The organism is Rhizobium redzepovicii, from assembly GCF_019793435.1.
Lineage (GTDB): Bacteria > Pseudomonadota > Alphaproteobacteria > Rhizobiales > Rhizobiaceae > Rhizobium > Rhizobium redzepovicii.
On record NZ_JAILYH010000010.1, the window covers coordinates 76,850 to 94,543 of the forward strand.

Sequence of the window (17,694 nt, forward strand, 5' to 3'; positions counted from 1 at the left end):
GCTTCACGCAAGGCCCGACAAATACTCTCGAGCTTAACAGGTAAAACGAGGTTTTCAGATGAGCATTTTCGGCAGCATGAAGACGGCGGTATCGGGCATGAATGCGCAGGCGAACCGCCTCAGCACGGTCTCCGACAATATCGCCAACGTTAACACGACCGGTTACAAGGCCGTGTCGACGAGCTTCTCGTCGCTGGTTCTGCCATCCTCGGGCGGCAACTACAATTCCGGCGGCGTTCAGACCTCCGTCCGCCAGGCCGTCTCCGACCAGGGCGATATTTCCTACACCACCTCCACCACCGACCTTGCGATCTCGGGCGACGGCTTCTTCATCGTCCAGGGCGCCGACGGCACGCCTGTCCTGACCCGCGCCGGCGACTTCACGAAGGACGACGAAGGCAATCTCGTCAACGCCGCCGGCTTCGGCCTGATGGGTTATTCCTACGACTCCGGCGCTCCCGCCGTCGTCGTCAACGGCTTCGACGGCCTCGTTCCCGTCAATGTCAACCAGGAAGGATTAACTGCCATCGCCTCGACGTCAGGCGTCTTCAAGGGCAACCTTAATTCCAACGCTAACGTTGCTCCGGTCGCTCCTGCGACGCTTCCGAGCGACAACGGCGCAACCGGCACCCCGACAACCGACACCAAGAAGTTCTCGATGGTCGCCTACGACACGCTCGGCAACAAGGTGATGTACGACTTCTACTTCACCAAGACCTCGGTTACTACACCACCGCCGGCAACCGGCACCGCCAGCACTTGGGAGGTTGCGATCTTCCGCAACGCCGATGCGGCAACCGGCGGAACGACCTCCTTCCCCTACAGTACCACCACCCCCACCGGCGGCACCGTGGCAGAGACCACGCTCGAGTTCGACTCAACCGGCAAGATCACCAACTCAACGGGCACCGTCACGATCTCCGATCCGGTAACTGGTTTGGATATCGACATGGATCTCACGGGCTTTACGCAGCTCGGCGCCGAGTTTGCCGGCACCGGCACGCCGAACGGTCAAGCCGCAAGCCCGGTCAAGGACGTAACGATCGACGGCGACGGCATAGTCTACGCCAAATACGAGGACGGCAGCACCAAGCCGCTCTACCGCATTCCGCTCGCGAATGTCGCAAGTCCGGACAAGTTGACGCTGATGAGCGGAAACGTCTACAGCGCCAACGGCCAGTCGGGCGTCACTGTCACCGGTTTCCCGCAGACCAACGGCCTCGGCACGATCAAGTCGGGTGCTCTCGAAGGTTCGAACGTCGACCTTGCCGGCGAGCTCACCGAGATGATCGAATCCCAACGCAGCTATACCGCCAATTCCAAGGTGTTCCAGACGGGGTCCGACATCATGGACGTCCTCGTCAACCTCAAGAGATAATCAGGGTAACGGGTAAGCCATGTCGCTCACGTCCGCACTTAATACCGCGCAGGGAATATTCAACAATACCGGCACGCAGAGCAGTGTCGTATCGAACAATATTTCGAATGCCGGCAACAAGGATTACGTGCGCCGGCAGGCGATGCTCACCACGTCCCTGAACGGCGCGCAGGTCGTCAAGATCGACCGGGCGCAGGAAGATGCGCTGCTGCGCCAATATCTGAAGTCGTCCTCCCAGGACAGCGCCCAGCAAACCCTGCTCAGCGGTCTCGAGGACCTCAAGTCGATCATGGGTGGCAACGACTACGAGACGTCGCCATCCACCTATCTCGGTGTTTTCCAGCAGAAACTTCAGGCCTTCCGCACGACGCCCGGCAGCACCGTCGCCGCCCAGGGCGCGATCACCGCCGCCCAGGACGTCGCCAACTCGCTGAACAATGCGTCGAGTTCCGTACAGGATGTCCGCGCCAGCGCCGACAAGCAGATCGCTACCGCGGTCGATACGCTGAATACGCTGCTCAGCCAGTTCGAGACCGCCAACAATGCGGTGAAGACCGCCACGGCCACGGGCGCGGATCCCTCCAGCGCTCTCGACGAACGCGAGAAGGCCCTCAAGCAGATTTCGCAGATCGTCGGCGTCAGCGCCACGACGCGCGACAACAACGACATGGTGCTGAGCACGTCTGACGGGACGATTCTCTTCGAGACGATCCCGCGCACGGTGACGTTCCAGGCGAAGGATGCCTACAATGCCACCATCGCCGGCAATTCGGTCTATATCGACGGTGTCGCGCTTCCGCGTGGCAGCGGATCGACGGCGACGGGGCAGGGAAGCCTTCAGTCGCTCCTGCAGGTCCGTGACGAGATCGCTCCCAACTTCCAGAAGCAGCTCGATGAAATCGCCCGCGGCCTGGTATCGCTCTTCAAGGAGCAGAGCACGTCGGGGACCCCGGCCTATGTGACAGGTCTCTTCACCTGGAGCGGCGACACGGTCGAGGCCGGCAGCACCGCGGTTGCCGGTATGGCGTCGACCATCACCGTCAGCAGCACCGTCATCACCTCGCAGGGCGGCGACCCGATGCGCCTGCGCGATGGCGGCGTCAACGCCGACGGCGTCGTCAACAATCCTACCCACCTCAGTGGTTATACGACGGACCTCGATAGTCTTTATAATGCCTTGGGCTCCGATATCGATTTCGATCCGGCAACGGGGACGACGGCCGGATTCGACACCTCGACGGGCATCGATTCGAACGTCAGCATCATGGAATACGCCACGAATTCCCTCGGTTGGCTCGAGCAGTATCGCAGCAATGCCACGACCGCGGCGGAAAACACCTCGGCGGCGCTGTCGCGCTCGGACGAAGCCTATTCCAACGAGACGGGTGTCAACCTCGACGAGGAACTGACGCTGCTCCTTGACATAGAGCAATCTTACAAGGCGGCGACCAAAATCCTGAACGCTGTCGACGAAATGTTGAAGTCATTGCTGGATATTGCGAGTTAAGCCATGAAGAGCTCATTTATTTCAAGTTCAGCCATTCAGAATGCGATGCGCTTGACCATTCGTCAGGGGCAGAACCAGATGACGAAGGCGACGATGGAGGCAACGACGGGTGTCTATGCCGACATCGGTGTCTCGCTCGGCGGCAACGCCGCCAGAAGCGTCGACTTCAGCCGCGAGGTCGACAGGATCGACACGATCAAATCGAGCAATTCGCTCGTCACCGCGCGCATGGAATCCTCGCAACTCGGCCTGTCCAAGATGAAGGACGTCGGCGACGGTCTCGTTTCGAAGCTGACGGCGCTCCAGGGCAGCCACGATCCCGGCAGCATTACCGTCGCCATCCAGTCGGCGACCAGCGCGCTGTCCACTATGATGGACACGGCCAATACCATGGTGAACGGCGAATACTTGTTCTCCGGCATCAACACCGATGTGCAGCCGCTGACTGACCAGACGACGGCGACGAGCGCGGATATCGTCACCGCGCTGAATACATATGCGACGGGCCTCGGCAAGGGCGTCAGCGATCTCACCGGCGACGAAATGGAGACCTTCATTACGACGATGGTCGAGCCGATGTTCAGCGAGGCAAACTGGACCAATGCGACGACCGGCTGGTCGCAGGCATCGAGCCAGAACATGACGAGCCGCATCAGCAATTCGGAAGTCATCGAATCCTCGACCAACGCCAATTCCGAAGGCATGCGCTACATGGCGCTCGCCTCGGTGATGACCTCGGCGCTGCTTGGCCAGGACCTGAGCAGCGACGCGATGAGCACGGTGTCGAAGCAGGCAATCAGCTACACGACGAAGGCGACCAGCGGCCTCGTGACGCAGGCAAGCCAGCTCGGTCTTTCCCAGGAGCGCGTCAAGAAGTCCAACGACGCCCTCGACGCCCAGTCGAACATCATCAAGAACAAGCTCGTCGACCTTCAGGGCGTCGATCCCTACGAGGCTTCGACCCTCGTCAAGACCTTGGAAACGCAGCTTGAAACGGCTTACACGATCGTCTCGAAGATCCAGCAGTTGAGTCTCGTAAACTACCTTTGATGAGCAAAGGCGCGCAAGACTAAGAAGGATGCATGAATGTATCAGTTCTCTTATGCCGAAGTCATGCAGGACTCGGTGGCCGACGCGAAAGAGCGGGAATGGCAGGTTCTTGACCGGTCCATAGATCTGCTGTCGCTGGCGCGCGAAAAGGAAAAATACGGCCGGGAAGCCATCGAAGCCCTGTTTTATACGCGCAGGGTATGGATCAGCTTCATCGAGGATCTGAAGCATCCCGACAACCAGCTGGAGATCGAGCTCAGGGCCAACCTCATCTCGATCGCAATCTGGATTTTGAAGGAATGCGACAGGATCCGAAAACGTCTGTCGAATAACTACCAGGGCATCATCGACGTTACCACCATCATCAGGGATGGACTTAAATGAAAAGTACACTTCGCATTTCTCTGAAAGCCGGAGAAAGAATCTTCATCAACGGCGCCGTCCTGCGTGTCGACCGCAAGGTCGCGCTGGAATTCCTGAATGATGTGACGTTCCTTCTCGAAAACCACGTCCTCCAGCCCGAAGGCGCCACCACGCCCCTGCGTCAGCTGTATTTCATCGCACAGATGATCCTCATCAATCCCGAGGGCAAGGACCACTCGACGGCGATGTTCCGCAAGTCGATCACCATGCTGCTCAGCTGCTTCAAAAACGAGGAAATCCTCGCCGAACTGAAGCGCATCGATGCACTCGTCTCGACCGGCCGCGCTTTCGATGCGCTGAAGGCGATCCGTGGCCTCTACGCGATCGAAGACAATATCCTCAACAACCACGAGATGCCGCCGACAATGGTCGAGCAGATTCGCAGGGAGATTGCACCATGGCGGTAGATGCGACATCAAGCGTCAGCACGACGAGTACGACGAGCTCGACCAGTTCGGCCCAGAGCAAGGCGACGCTGAACTACGACAATTTCCTTCAGCTGCTCATTGCGCAGATGAAGAACCAGGATCCGACCGATCCGGTCGATGCCAGCGAGCAGATGTCGCAGCTGGCAAGCTTCTCGCAGGTCGAGCAGACGATCCAGACCAACACCAAGCTGGATACGCTGCTGGCAAGCTCGAGCCTCACCCAGGCCAGCAGCTACGTCGGCAAATACATGGAAAGCGCAGACGGCACCGTCAAAGGCACCATCGAATCCGTCAAGGTTTATTCCGACGGCATCATTGCGACGACCACCGATGGCGGTAATATACTCGTCCAGGCGGGAATCACTGTTGCCGACAAGGCGCCGACCAGCGACAGCGATACCTGATACCACGGCGCCGACGCGCCGAGGGACACCAATCAATAGCGGCCCGGCCACGGCGGGCTGCTTCGAGGCGATATGAGGTTGCCTTCAGATGAATGAAGCTGATGCATTGGATCTGTTCCAGGCTGCGATCTGGACCGTCCTGATTGCCGCCGGTCCGGCCGTCATTGCTGCGATGGTCGTGGGTCTCGTCATCGCCCTGATCCAGGCCTTGACCCAGGTGCAGGAAGCGACGCTGACCTTCGTGCCGAAGATCGTCGCCGTGCTGATCACCGTCGGCGTCACAGCACCCTTCGTCGGCTCGCAGATCTCGATTTTCACCAATCTCGTCTTTTCGCGCATCCAGTCCGGTTTCTGAGCCACCTTCGCGCAAGCTTCGCCATTTAACTCTCGATCCGAATTGGGCGGACCGAGTCCGCCTCCTCTCATGAAGAGACGGAACTGTTATGGCGCAACCACCTGCACTCCCCCTTCCGAAAGTCGCCCCGAGCCTGCGCGATGTCGGTTTTGCCCTCGGCATCATCGGCATCATCTGCATTCTCTTCCTGCCGATCCCGCCATTCCTGATCGACATGGGGCTGGCCTTCTCGATCGCCTTCTCGGTGCTGATCCTGATGGTTGCGCTGTGGATCCAGAAACCGCTCGATTTTTCGTCTTTCCCGACCATTCTGCTGATCGCGACGATGACCCGGCTGGCGCTGAACATCGCGACGACGCGCGTCATCCTGTCCCACGGCAATGAAGGCCATGACGCGGCCGGCGGCGTCATCGCCGGTTTCGCAAGCCTGGTGATGTCCGGCGACTTCGTCATCGGTCTGATCGTCTTCCTGATCCTCATCACCATCAACTTCATCGTCATCACCAAGGGCGCCACGCGTATCGCCGAAGTCGGCGCGCGCTTCACGCTGGATGCCATCCCCGGCAAGCAGATGTCGATCGACGCCGATCTTTCGGCCGGCATCATCGATGAAAGGGAAGCCCAGCGCCGGCGCCGGGAACTCGAAGAGGAAAGCTCGTTCTTCGGTGCGATGGACGGTGCCTCGAAATTCGTGCGCGGCGATGCCGTCGCCGGCCTGATCATCACCGCCATCAACGTCTTCGGCGGCATCATCATCGGCTATTTCCGCCACGGCATGCCGATCGGCGAAGCAGCCGACGTCTTCGTCAAGCTCTCCGTCGGCGACGGCCTCGTCTCGCAGATGCCGGCCCTCATCGTCTCGCTCGCCGCCGGCCTTCTCGTCTCGCGCGGCGGCACGACCGGCTCCACCGACCAGGCGGTCGTCAACCAGTTGAGCGGTTACCCCCGCGCACTCTCGGTCTCGGCCGTGCTGATGTTCGTCCTGGCGCTGATGCCGGGACTGCCCTTCGTCCCCTTCGTGATCCTCGGCAGTCTTCTTGCCTTCGGCGCCTGGTTTATCCCGCGTCAGGTCGAGGCTGAAAACAAGCTTCGCCGCGAGCAGGAGGAAAAGAAGGTCGTCCAGAGCAAGGAGCTGGAAAAGGATTCGGTCAAGTCGGTGCTGCGGACCTCCGAGATCGAGCTTGCGCTCGGCAAGATGGTCTCGACCCGCCTGCTCGGCGCCCACCAGGAACTCGCCTTCCGCGTCGGCAAGATGCGCAAGAAGTTCGCCACCCAATACGGTTTCGTCGTGCCCGAGATCAAGGTCACCGACGACATTGCCATCGCCGAGAAGTCCTACCAGATCCGCATCCACGGCACGACGGTGGCCTCCAACCTGCTGCGCGTCGGCGAAGTCCTGGTCGTCACCGGCGCCGGCCGCCGGCCGAGCATCCCCGGCGATGAAATCCGCGAACCCGCTTTCGGCATGCCGGCCGTCTCGATCCTCGAAAACTTTGCCGACGATCTGAAACGCGAGGGCTTCCAGCCGATCGACAACGTTTCCGTTGTGCTCACCCATATGAGCGAGGTCATCCGCAACAACCTGCCGCAGCTTCTGTCTTACAAGGACGTCAAGGTGCTGATCGACCGGCTCGACCCCGAATACAAGAAGCTCGCCGACGAGATCTGCTCGTCGCATATGTCCTATTCGGGCCTGCAGGCGGTGCTCAAGCTCCTGCTTGCCGAACGCGTCTCGATCCGCAACCTGCACCTCATTCTCGAAGCGGTGGCCGAACTCGCCCCGCATGTCAGGAAGACCGAGCAGATCGTCGAGCATGTCCGCATCCGCATGGCCCAGCAGCTCTGCGGCGACCTTGCCGACAACGGCGTGCTGCGCGTCCTTAGGCTGGGCAGCAAATGGGATCTCGCTTTCCACCAGGCGCTGAAGCGCGACGCCAAGGGCGAGGTGATCGAATTCGACATCGATCCGCGTAACCTGGAAGAATTCAGCGAACAGGCCACCAAAGTTATCCGTGAGTTCATGGATCGCGGTCTGCCATTCGCACTTGTCACCTCGCCGGAAACACGCTCCTATGTGCGCATGATCATCGAACGCCTGTTCGCCACGCTGCCGGTCCTGTCGCATGTCGAACTGGCCAAGGGCATCGAGATAAAGATTTTGGGCTCTATTTCATGATAACAGACCCGCAAGGGACCGTTCTCGCACTGTTTCTGGTTTTCTGCCGGATCGGTGGCTGTGTGCTGGCTCTTCCGGGTTTTTCCTCGGCGCGCGTGCCCGAACAGCTGCGCGTCTTCATCGCCGTCGCGCTGTCGATCGCCGTCATGCCGCTGCTGTGGGACACGGTCTATCCGGCCGTCCACACCGGTTCCGGAACCTATATCGGCCTGATCGTCAGCGAATCGCTGATCGGCGTGATGTACGGCATGCTGGCGCGGATCTACACGCTCGGCATGCAGTTCGCCGCGACGATCATTGCCACCATGGTTGGTTATACCCAGCCGGGCTCGGCCGATATCATCGAAGACACGCCGGAGAGCAGCCTTTCCGGCTTCATCACCTTTGCCGGCATCATGATCCTGTTCATCATGGACTTCCATCACATCGTCTTTCGGGCGCTGATCGATTCCTACACGACCATGCCTTTCGGCGGCCTGATGCAGATGCGGGCGACGCTGATCTCCTTTAGCGACACGCTGGAGCAGACCACCTACATCATGCTGCGGCTGTCGAGCCCCTTTCTGATCTACGGCCTGATCTTCAACGTCTCGATCGGCTTCATCAACAAGTTGGCGCCGCAGATCCCGGTCTACTTCATCTCGACGCCCTATCTGCTGATGGGCGGGCTCTTCCTGATCTACTTCTCGATTGCGGCCTTGGTCAGCCAGTTCGGCCAGTCCTTCGGCTCGATCTATATCGGGCGATGAGGCGATGATCGATAAGAACCGCTCCCAGAAGCTTAAGCGACTGCTCTCGGTGCAAAGGCATATCGAAAGGATGGCCGAGAACGATCTGGCCGAAACCAGCCGCCAGCGCGTCGAGGTCAATGCGGCGATGGATGACGTGATCCTCGCACTCGGCTCGATGGACCCCGTCCACCATGCCTTTTCGCAGAATTACGCCGACCGATTCGGCAGGCTTTCGATCAAGGACCTGCAGCTGACCGGCATGCAGGAGGTTCACGAAATGCGGCTGGCGCGTGAGCGCGCCAAGGGCGACCGTTTCGAAGAAGGCATGAAAGAAGCCCTCGAGGCCGAGCGCCGCGAGGCCGACGACAATGCCGTCTACGATGTCATCGATCAGCAATTCGCAACGCCAGCCTCCAGCAAGCTTCGAAACCCATAGTCGTTACGATCTTAAATTAGAGGATTGTAACGTGGCTATTTCGCCTCCCAGTGATCTGGTCCTGGACGTTGTCAAAGCTGCCGACCCCATGGAGGTTCAGGCGGCCCAGGAAAAATTGAAGGCAAATCGTGCGGCCTTTGCCGCAACGAGCCTCGCCGAAAATGGCAAGGGCTTCTCCAATACGGTCGACGTCCTCGACCATATCAGCCAGAAAAGCGGCCTTAACAACATCCAGAACCGCACGAAGGCCGAGGAAGTGCCGGAAAGCTACCGGAAATTCGAGGCCATGGTGCTGCAGAATTTCGTCAAGTCCATGCTGCCGAGCGAAAGCGAAGACGTCTACGGCAAGGGCGCGACCGGCGATATCTGGAAGGGCATGATGGCCGAACAGCTCGGCAACACCATGGCCAAGGGCGACGGCATCGGCATCGCCAAGCAGATGTACGCCGAGCAGCTGCGCCGACAGGAAGGCAAGATCGTCAATGCCTCGACCGATAACGATGACCGCAACACTGCGCTCAGCATGATCGACGACTTCCAGCGCAAGACATTCGGCACGCCCACCGCTGAAGCCAAGACCGACAGAACAGGATGATTTGGGGCCCGTTGGCCTAAAACCTGAATCTTGTTCTCAATGAAATAGTTAGAGCGTGATGTCGCGCGAAATCCGCGCACAGTTTTCGGCATGGCGCTCCAAGCGACGCATAATCGAGGGTACAATGGAAATAGTTTCGAACGAATACAGAATCAAATCCGTTCTCGGACGCCTCGAAATGATCATCGACAATGAGAACACCCGGATCGGCAGCGATCCGCAGTTCGATCTCAAGGTCTCCAATGCGCATAAAAGCCGCTGCCTCTATGAGCTGTCGATGCTTTTCCGCGACACCGATCCGGCCGAGCTTGCCGCTGCCCATCTCGATCAGTTGCACGGGCTGAAGAAGAAGCTGGTTCTCAACGCCCGTCGGGTCGAGGCGCATCTCGAAGCGGTTCGCGCTGTCGCCGATCTGCTGAAGAACGCCGTTCAGGACGCCGATGCCGACGGGACCTATTCCCAGGAACAATTTGCCGCGCGTGGAAACTGATGATCAAGCTCGTCCTCACCGGTGTCTGGGTTTGCGCCATCACCTTGGCATCGGTCTATTTCTCCGTGTACCTGGCGACCGCGCCGGCGCCCGCGGCAACGGATTCCAAACAGAGCGCGCTTGAACTGGTGAAGGGTGAAACCATCACGGTCCCCATCATCGGCAATGGTGCGATCACCGGCTACTTCCTCGGCCGCGTTTCCTTCATGATGAACAAGGAGATGCTGAAAGACGTGACGCTGCCGCTGGCCGAAATGACCACCGACCAGCTTTTCAGCCTGCTCGTCGGCAACAAGATGGTCGATATCGCCCACATCAAATCCTTCGATCCGAAGGCCTTCCGCGAAGAGATCAAGAAGGGCATGAACGAGCGCCTCGGCGGCGAATATGTCGCCGAGGTCATGCTGGAGCAGCTCGACTATCTCTCCAAGGAAGATGTCAAGGAAAGCTCGGCCGGGGCGCCGAAGAAGGTGGGCACACCCGTCAAGATCGTCGAGACCGCACCGGCCGGTGAAGCGCCGGCGCCAGCCGCTCACTAAGCACGACAATGATATCGACGAACAACGGCGCCGGAAGGCGCCGTTTTCCGTTGGCGCGCGTGGTTAACAAACCACTTATGCGAGCATGGAAATTCAAGGAATTTTCCTAAGGGTTGTTTGAAACCGTCCTGTTATACCAGCTGTCACAGCTTGACATGCGCCGCTTCTGAAATCGGGGCGACGCCGTCACGGCGGGACGCGACCGGGGCTTTCGAGGCCCGGTGCGGAAGTGTGGGCTTGTTTTCCGGGATGTCGGGCGCATGAAGCATCCTAGGCAGGAGGTAGGAATGAATCTGATTGCGAACTTCGCGGTGCTCGCATCGCGGCGGACGATCTTCGATCTGCCGGTCTGCGATCTCGGCTGGGACGATGCCCTCGTTTTCATCAACGAGCTGGCCTCCATTCCCGTCGGCCAGACCGTGGTTTGCTTCGTCAACGCCCACAACATGCTGACCGCGCTTCACGATGACGAATACTACCGGATCATGTCGCACAATTTGGTGCTGCCGGATGGCATCGGTCTCAACATCGCATCGCAGATCGCCCATGGTTCGCCCTTTCCCGCCAATTTGAACGGCACCGATTTTGTGCCGGCCTTCCTCACCTTCATGGAGGCTCCGCGCCGCATCGGTCTGATCGGCGGCACGCGTTCGGTCGTCGAGGCGGCGGCTGAAAATTTCCGCAGGCATACGCCCTGGCATGAATTCGTCGTGGTTTCCGACGGTTATTTCGACAAGGTCGATTCCACTGAGGTCACCGAGGAGATCGAGCGCCAGAAGCTCGACATTCTGATCGTCGGCATGGGAACGCCGCTGCAGGAAAAATGGGTCCACGACAATATCCGTGCCGATCATGCGCGCCTGGTGCTGACGGTGGGCGCTCTCTTCGACTTCGTCTCCGGCGCCGTCCCGCGTGCGCCGAGGACGGTGCGGATGATGCGGCTGGAATGGGCCTATCGCCTGCTGCAGGAGCCGACGCGCCTCTGGCGCCGCTACGTCGTCGGCATCCCGGTCTTCCTTTTCCATGTCCTGCGCTACCGCTTCCGCCGGCGCGAGCGAATCCTCAGGCATCCGGAAGAACACAACACCGCGCTGCAGCCACGGTCGGAACACAAGAAGGCAAGCTGACCCTCGCGTCTTTGCAAGACATTATAGGATTTTGGAATGTATCCTTGGATCGATTCCGATTTGAGGAGCTATGCATAGTTCTGACACGCTGCGGTTAACCATTTCTTTGCCATGAATATTTAGACTGGCTTAATCATCTGCATCCGTGCGGATGAGCGAATTCGGCCATCATGTGCATGAGATGTGGCGCAAATGTACGATATCAGGGCCAGAAGCAGCTTTCACGATCGCGCAGCCACCCGGCCGGCGGCGGCCGGACCGGCGCGCGCCCATGACGATGGTTATGGACTGCCTGGCGTGCCCCGGTCGAACCGGGCCGATATCGCACCGCCCGAGGCCGAACTGCTGCGCGCCATCGGTCGCGCGCTGGAAGAGCAACGCGCCAAAGCCGCGCGCACGCCACCGCTGGTCGATCGCATCGAAACCATCCTTGGCAATCACCTGCGGGCCGCCAACGACATCGGCCATCCGCTTCCGCAGGAACATCCGCGCCGTGAGGAACCGGCTGCTCCGGCCATCGAGCCGATGATCTCGCCCGAACCGCTGGCAGCGATCCGTGAGGAACCGGCGGAACCTCGCACAGCAGCGCCGCGGCGGCGCGTCGGCGGCAGCGCACTTGTGATGACGGTCGCCGCAGCGACGATGATCGGCGCCGGTCTGCCGATGCTGATGCCGGCTTCGCCGGCCCTATACCGTGCCGAAGCAACGCTTGCGGTGAAGACCGATGCCGCAAGCCGGGCCGTCTTCACTGAAGCTGCGGCGAAAGGACTGATGTCGGCACGGGTGGTTGCTTCGACGGTCGCCGCTCTGAAACTCGATCACGATCCGGAATTTGCCGGTCAGAAGGCCAATGCGCTCGGGGTTGCGCTCGATTTGCTGTCGGCGACCGGGGCTGCTGCCGACCCGGCCTCGCGCGCCGAGGCAAGCTTGAAGCGTTCGGTCGAGATCCTGCCCGATGCCGCTGCCGGCACGATCCTCGTGCGGGTGACGACCGGCGACAGCGGCAAATCCATGCGTATCGCCGCAAGGCTTGCCGAAGCGGTTTCCCCGGCGAACCGTACCGGCGGCAACACCGAAAGCGACGCCGCCTTGCGCAAGGCCTATGACGAGGCGAAAGCGGAACTTGCAGCCTTCACGGCAAAGAGCGGCGAGGGCAACGTCAAGGTGGCGGTCGATCTTCGCCGCCAGATCGACAGGCTCGATGCCGATCTAAAACAGGCCGACCAGACTATTCTGGAGGCCAAGGCGCCGGCCGATCGGTTGAAAGCCGCAAAACTCGCCAGCGTGCTCGATGGTTCTCTCCCCTCCTATGTGCTCTCGCCGGCGCTGCAGGACTGGCGCGATAAATATGCGGTCGCCAGGACGGCGCTGGCGCAGCTTTCAGCCGAACTCGGCCCGCGCCATCCGCGGCTGTTGCAGCAGCAGGCCGAAATCGATGGTCTGAAGGAGAACATGGGCAAGGAGCTTACCCGCCTTGCCCAGGCCGCCAACGTCGCCGCCAAGACCGCCGTCGATACGCGCAAGGGCCTGAACGACCGGCGCAACACGCTGATTGCGCAAAGCCGGGATACCGGCGTCGATCTTGCCCGGCTGACCGAACTCAGCGAGAAGGTGGCCGCCGCGCGTTCGCGCCTGGACGATGCGGCCTCCGCCTCGGTGGGAACGGCCGCCGACGGCCATATCACTCTGATGAAGCCGGCGCTGGCAACGGCGGTATCGGCGCCCGAGGGCCTGACCAGCCGCTCGCTGGCCGGTGCTGCCGCGGGTCTCGCCGCCGGTCTTGCTGCGGCCTTCCTGTTGCGCCTGCGTAAACCCGTGGCCGCAGCCGAAGAGGAAATGCCGCTGTCTCAACCGCTATCTTTACCGCAGCCGGTCCCGGCCGAGGTCGACGAGATGGAGGCGCTGCGCTCCGAAATCTCCGGCCTGCGCGACCGGCTTCTTGTTCATGGCCTCGAGGCGCGGCAGCCGCTGCGCTGAACGGTCATTTCCTTGCATTTTTGATATTGCCTTGCTGCTTTCCGACAGGATAGGGCGTTAGCGGGCATTTGACGCTCGCCGATTATCCATAGATTGGCGCGAAACAGGGCGGAGAGACGCGTGACGACAGTAATCGACGGCAAGAACGTAGCTGCATCGGTCATTCAGATGGTCAAGAGTGCGACGGCAGCGCTGGAAAAGAGCAGCGGCGTCACCACCGGTCTTGCGGTCGTCATCGTCGGCGACGATCCGGCAAGTCACGCCTATGTCGGCTCCAAGGGCCGCATGGCCAAGGAATGCGGCTTCAAATCCGTCCAGCACACGCTGCCGGCAGAGACCAGCCAGGAGGATCTGGCAGCCCTCGTCGCCACCCTCAACGCCGATCCGTCGATCCACGGCATCCTGGTGCAACTGCCGCTGCCGAAGCCGCTCGACAGCGAGCCGATCATCCAGGCGATCCTGCCGGAAAAGGATGTCGACGGCTTGAGCATTGCCAATGCCGGCAAGCTCGCCATCGGCGACCTGAAGACCGGACTGGTCTCCTGCACGCCGGCAGGCGCCATGGTCTTCGTCCGCCGCACCCATGGCGAGGATCTCTCCGGCCTCAACGCCGTCGTCATCGGCCGCTCCAACCTGTTCGGCAAGCCGATGGCGCAATTGCTGCTCAATGCCAATGCGACGGTGACGATCGCGCATTCCAGAACCAAGAACCTCGCCGAGGTCTGCCGCAACGCCGATATTCTGGTCGCCGCCGTCGGCCGGCCGGAAATGGTCAAAGCGGACTGGGTCAAGCCGGGCGCAACGGTCATCGATGTCGGCATCAACCGCGTGCCAGCCCCCGAAAGGGGCGAGGGCAAGACCCGGCTCGTCGGCGACGTCGCCTTCGCTGAGGTCTCCGAAGTCGCCAGCACCATCACCCCGGTTCCCGGCGGCGTCGGGCCGATGACCATCGCCATGCTGATGGCCAACACGGTCATCGCCGCCCATCGCGCCGCAGGGCAGACCCCGCCGCAGTTTTGATTAATGCATGTCGCCCGGAAGTGTGCAGCCGTTCCGGATAAGGACATGCATAAAATAAAGAGCTAAAGCGCGTCGCACCAAAGTGTGGGGCGGTTTTGCCCAGGCAAAGCGCTAAGCGCTTTTGCCGCAAACGACATGCTCAAAAAAGGCTAAAGCGCGAGGAGCGAATCTGAAAGATCGCGACGCGCTTTAGAGCTGCTGCGGGGCAGGGCCGGTCGAGGCTCTGACGATCAGTTCGGTTTTCCAGAGTTCCTGTTCGGGAAAGGGGCCTGCCTGCTTCACCGTGCCGATCAGCCGCTGTGCGATGCGAACGCCGGCGGCTCTCAGCGAAGAGCGCGTCGTCGTCAGCGGCACGGAGAAGTTTTCCGGCTTCAACAGCGGCAGCACGTCGTCATGGGCGATCAGCGAGATGTCCTCGCCGAGCCGCAATCCCGCCTGGTTGACCGCGCGGATCGCGCCGAGCGCCAGCACCGTGCTGGCGCAGAGGATCGCCGTCGGCCTCGCCGGCAGCTGCAGGAAATGTTCCATTGCCAGCAACCCTTGCTCATCCGTCATCAGCGCATGGCTGATGCAATCCTCGTGGAGCGCCAGCCCGCGCTCGGCCAGCGCCGATATGACGCCGTTCTTCCTCCGGATGGCGAAATCGAGATGCATCGGCCCGTTCATCAGCGCAAAGCGCGTATGGCCGAGCTGCAGCAGCAGCCGCGTCGCATCGTAGAAGGCGCCTTCATTGTCGATGTCGAGATAGGGATAGTCCGGCTCGGAACCGAAGGATCGCCCGTGTACGACATAGGGCATGGAGAGCGATTTCAACATGGGAAGCCGCGGGTCGTGGCCGCGCATATAGGCGACGAACAGCGCATCGACATTGCCGCTGATCGCCAGGCGTCTGAGCGCTGCAACTTCGTCATCCGGGTCGGCCGGCATGATGACGAAGTGGAAGTCGTGGCGCACGGCCTCTTCGCCGAGCCCGGCCAGGAATTCGCCGAAATGCACGTCGGACTGGTGGCCGGGCGCCGTCGGCATGACGAGGCCGATCGAGCCGGCCTTGCCGGTCGCAAGCCGCTGCGCCGCCTTGTTCGGGCGATACCCGGTTTCCTTGACAGCTTGAAGCACGCGCTCCCGGGTGGCCTCATTGACCTCGGGATAACCGTTGAGCGCTCGGCTCACCGTCGTCTGCGACAGCCCCAGCATTTCCGATAGCTGTTTGAGATTCACCTGCTATGCTTCCTCCCGGCCCGCCCGTCGGCCGTTTCTAAAAGGCCTGCCGCCTCCCAGTGGCATCCAAAGCGCTTTCAATTATGTAGCATCTGGCGCGCTTGACTCAAGAAAAATCGCTCCATATTTCCCGACAGCCGCTGCTGCACCGTGATAATGGCCAGGTTGACGGCGGGTTTTCGTGAAATGACTTGACTCCATTCCACCGAAAGTGGAATGAGTTGGGTGTCAAAGCGCTTTGAAATTTCTTTTAAAGGGAATTCGGCGCGGTTGGGATTGTGATGGGAGGTTGATCACATGAAAAAGTCATTTTTGATGGGCGTTGCCGTGGCAGCGCTTTTTGCCGGTGCTGCATCCGCGGCCGATCTGAAATTTGCCCCGGGACAGGATTCCAAGTTCAACTGGAAGAGCTATGACGAATTCAAGGCCGCTCATGCCGATCTGAAGGGTCAGCCGCTGACGATCTTCGGGCCGTGGCGCGGCGAGGACGAGGCGTTCTTCCAGAGCGTTCTGGCCTATTTCACCGAAGCCACCGGCATCGATGTCAAATACTCCTCTTCCGAAAACTACGAACAGCAGATCGTCATCGACACGCAGGCGGGCTCGCCGCCGAACATCGCCGTTCTGCCGCAGCCGGGCCTCCTTGCCGATCTCGCCAGCAAGGGCTTCCTGACGCCGCTCGGCGACGAAAACTCCAAGTGGATCAAGGACAATTACGGCGCCGGCGACAGCTGGGTCGGGTACGGCACCTATAAGGGCAAGGACGGCAAGGAAGCCTTCTACGCCTTCCCCTATAAGGCCGACGTCAAGTCGCTCGTCTGGTATGTTCCTGAGAACTTCGAGGAAGCCGGCTACAAGATCCCGACGACCATGGAAGAGCTGCATGCCCTGACCGATCAGATCGTCAAGGATGGCGGCGTTCCCTGGTGCATCGGTCTCGGTTCCGGCGGTGCCACCGGCTGGCCGGCGACCGACTGGGTCGAGGACCTCATGCTGCGCATGCAGCCGCCTGAGGCCTATGATAAGTGGACGACCAACGAGCTGAAGTTCACCGATCCGGCCGTAGTTGCCGCGATCGACGAATTCGGCAAGTTCGCCAAGAACGAGAAATACGTCAATGGCGGTGTCGCGGCCGTGGCCTCGACCGACTTCCGCGACAGCCCGAAGGGTCTCTTCTCCGTTCCACCGAAGTGCTACATGCACCATCAGGCCTCGTTCATTCCGTCCTTCTTCCCTGAGGGCACGAAGCTCGGCCAGGATGCCGACTTCTTCTATATGCCGACCTATGCGTCGCATCCCGAACTCGGCAAGCCGGTTCTCGGCGCCGGCACGCTCGTCTCGATCGCCAAGGACTCGAAGACGGCTCGCGCCTTCATCGACTTCCTGAAGACCCCAATCGCGCATGAGGTCTGGATGGCACAGTCGAGCTTCCTGACGCCGTATAAGGGCGTCAGCACTGAGGCCTATGCCAACCCGCAGATGAAGAAGGAAGGCGAGATCCTGACCTCCGCCACCACTTTCCGCTTCGACGGTTCCGACCTGATGCCGGGCAAGATCGGCGCCGGCGCCTTCTGGACGGGCATGGTTGATTTCGTCGGCGGCAAGTCGGCTCAAGAGGCTGCTGGCGAAATCCAGAGCGCCTGGGACGGCATCAAGTAATTTCCAAAATGATGCCGCCGGCTTGCCGGCGGCATGGCCTGCATGGCTGGCCGGGTTCGCAAAGAGCCCGGCCATCGCAGGATATATTGTGATTGGGCAATACAACAGATTGACGATGACCGGCGCTGACCCGTCAGAATAACAACCGGTCGCAATAAGATCAGGGGAAGCAGGGGAGGGA

18 protein-coding genes are annotated in these 17,694 nt (G+C 60.6%); 17 read left to right on the top strand and 1 reads right to left on the bottom strand.

Going from position 1 to position 17,694, the window contains the following annotated elements; genetic code table 11:
* The first annotated feature begins 58 nt into the window (after window positions 1-58).
* The 16 genes from K6N12_RS17340 (at window position 59) to folD (ending at window position 14,636) form a co-directional block, all read left to right on the top strand.
* Entirely contained in the window at window positions 59-1,378 is a 1,320-nt protein-coding gene (locus K6N12_RS17340) for a flagellar hook protein FlgE (RefSeq protein ID WP_097623887.1), read from the top strand.
* 19 nt (window positions 1,379-1,397) lie between these two features.
* Complete coding sequence (gene flgK, locus K6N12_RS17345) at window positions 1,398-2,885, top strand: flagellar hook-associated protein FlgK (RefSeq protein ID WP_097623888.1); 1,488 nt, start codon at window positions 1,398-1,400, stop codon at window positions 2,883-2,885.
* 3 nt (window positions 2,886-2,888) lie between these two features.
* Window positions 2,889-3,935 carry a flagellar hook-associated family protein gene (locus K6N12_RS17350; RefSeq protein WP_097623889.1) on the top strand — a complete coding sequence of 349 codons (1,047 nt, stop codon included), beginning with the start codon at window positions 2,889-2,891 and terminating at the stop codon, window positions 3,933-3,935.
* 36 nt (window positions 3,936-3,971) lie between these two features.
* On the top strand, window positions 3,972-4,319 hold the full coding sequence (gene flaF, locus K6N12_RS17355; protein ID WP_012556615.1) for a flagellar biosynthesis regulator FlaF: 348 nt from the start codon (window positions 3,972-3,974) through the stop codon (window positions 4,317-4,319).
* On the top strand, window positions 4,316-4,765 hold the full coding sequence (flbT, locus tag K6N12_RS17360; RefSeq protein ID WP_003584285.1) for a flagellar biosynthesis repressor FlbT: 450 nt from the start codon (window positions 4,316-4,318) through the stop codon (window positions 4,763-4,765). The genes flaF and flbT overlap by 4 nt, the downstream gene beginning before the upstream one ends.
* The gene (gene flgD, locus K6N12_RS17365; protein ID WP_097623890.1) at window positions 4,756-5,190 is read left to right on the top strand and encodes a flagellar hook assembly protein FlgD; all 435 of its coding nucleotides are present in this window, start codon (window positions 4,756-4,758) and stop codon (window positions 5,188-5,190) included. The genes flbT and flgD overlap by 10 nt, the downstream gene beginning before the upstream one ends.
* A gap of 88 nt (window positions 5,191-5,278) precedes the next feature.
* Window positions 5,279-5,545: a flagellar biosynthesis protein FliQ gene (gene fliQ, locus K6N12_RS17370; RefSeq protein WP_009992823.1), complete on the top strand. Its 267-nt coding sequence runs from the start codon at window positions 5,279-5,281 to the stop codon at window positions 5,543-5,545.
* A gap of 88 nt (window positions 5,546-5,633) precedes the next feature.
* Window positions 5,634-7,721 carry a flagellar biosynthesis protein FlhA gene (gene flhA / locus K6N12_RS17375; RefSeq protein ID WP_097623891.1) on the top strand — a complete coding sequence of 696 codons (2,088 nt, stop codon included), beginning with the start codon at window positions 5,634-5,636 and terminating at the stop codon, window positions 7,719-7,721.
* The gene (locus K6N12_RS17380) at window positions 7,718-8,470 is read left to right on the top strand and encodes a flagellar biosynthetic protein FliR (RefSeq protein WP_097623892.1); all 753 of its coding nucleotides are present in this window, start codon (window positions 7,718-7,720) and stop codon (window positions 8,468-8,470) included. Before flhA ends, K6N12_RS17380 begins: the two co-directional genes overlap by 4 nt.
* A 4-nt stretch (window positions 8,471-8,474) precedes the next feature.
* Complete coding sequence (locus K6N12_RS17385; RefSeq protein ID WP_003588513.1) at window positions 8,475-8,888, top strand: hypothetical protein; 414 nt, start codon at window positions 8,475-8,477, stop codon at window positions 8,886-8,888.
* Window positions 8,889-8,919: 31 nt separating this feature from the next.
* Window positions 8,920-9,483 (top strand): rod-binding protein, encoded by a 564-nt coding sequence (locus tag K6N12_RS17390; RefSeq protein ID WP_054183705.1) that lies wholly within the window; start codon window positions 8,920-8,922, stop codon window positions 9,481-9,483.
* A 124-nt stretch (window positions 9,484-9,607) separates the two neighbouring features.
* Window positions 9,608-9,973 (top strand): hypothetical protein, encoded by a 366-nt coding sequence (locus K6N12_RS17395; protein ID WP_003570277.1) that lies wholly within the window; start codon window positions 9,608-9,610, stop codon window positions 9,971-9,973.
* Window positions 9,973-10,512 (top strand): hypothetical protein, encoded by a 540-nt coding sequence (locus K6N12_RS17400; RefSeq protein WP_097623893.1) that lies wholly within the window; start codon window positions 9,973-9,975, stop codon window positions 10,510-10,512. The genes K6N12_RS17395 and K6N12_RS17400 overlap by 1 nt, the downstream gene beginning before the upstream one ends.
* Before the next feature lie 287 nt (window positions 10,513-10,799).
* Window positions 10,800-11,639 carry a WecB/TagA/CpsF family glycosyltransferase gene (locus K6N12_RS17405; protein ID WP_097623894.1) on the top strand — a complete coding sequence of 280 codons (840 nt, stop codon included), beginning with the start codon at window positions 10,800-10,802 and terminating at the stop codon, window positions 11,637-11,639.
* A gap of 192 nt (window positions 11,640-11,831) precedes the next feature.
* Window positions 11,832-13,616 carry a GumC domain-containing protein gene (locus K6N12_RS17410; RefSeq protein WP_222148916.1) on the top strand — a complete coding sequence of 595 codons (1,785 nt, stop codon included), beginning with the start codon at window positions 11,832-11,834 and terminating at the stop codon, window positions 13,614-13,616.
* A gap of 120 nt (window positions 13,617-13,736) precedes the next feature.
* On the top strand, window positions 13,737-14,636 hold the full coding sequence (gene folD, locus K6N12_RS17415) for a bifunctional methylenetetrahydrofolate dehydrogenase/methenyltetrahydrofolate cyclohydrolase FolD (protein WP_097623896.1): 900 nt from the start codon (window positions 13,737-13,739) through the stop codon (window positions 14,634-14,636).
* Between the two features lie 189 nt (window positions 14,637-14,825).
* Here folD and K6N12_RS17420 read toward each other — a convergent pair whose 3' ends face one another.
* Complete coding sequence (locus K6N12_RS17420) at window positions 14,826-15,854, bottom strand: LacI family DNA-binding transcriptional regulator (RefSeq protein WP_097623897.1); 1,029 nt, start codon at window positions 15,852-15,854, stop codon at window positions 14,826-14,828.
* A 297-nt stretch (window positions 15,855-16,151) separates the two neighbouring features.
* On the opposite strand from K6N12_RS17420, the gene K6N12_RS17425 reads away from it, so the two are divergent.
* Complete coding sequence (locus K6N12_RS17425; RefSeq protein WP_097623898.1) at window positions 16,152-17,513, top strand: ABC transporter substrate-binding protein; 1,362 nt, start codon at window positions 16,152-16,154, stop codon at window positions 17,511-17,513.
* The last annotated feature ends 181 nt before the right edge of the window (window positions 17,514-17,694 follow it).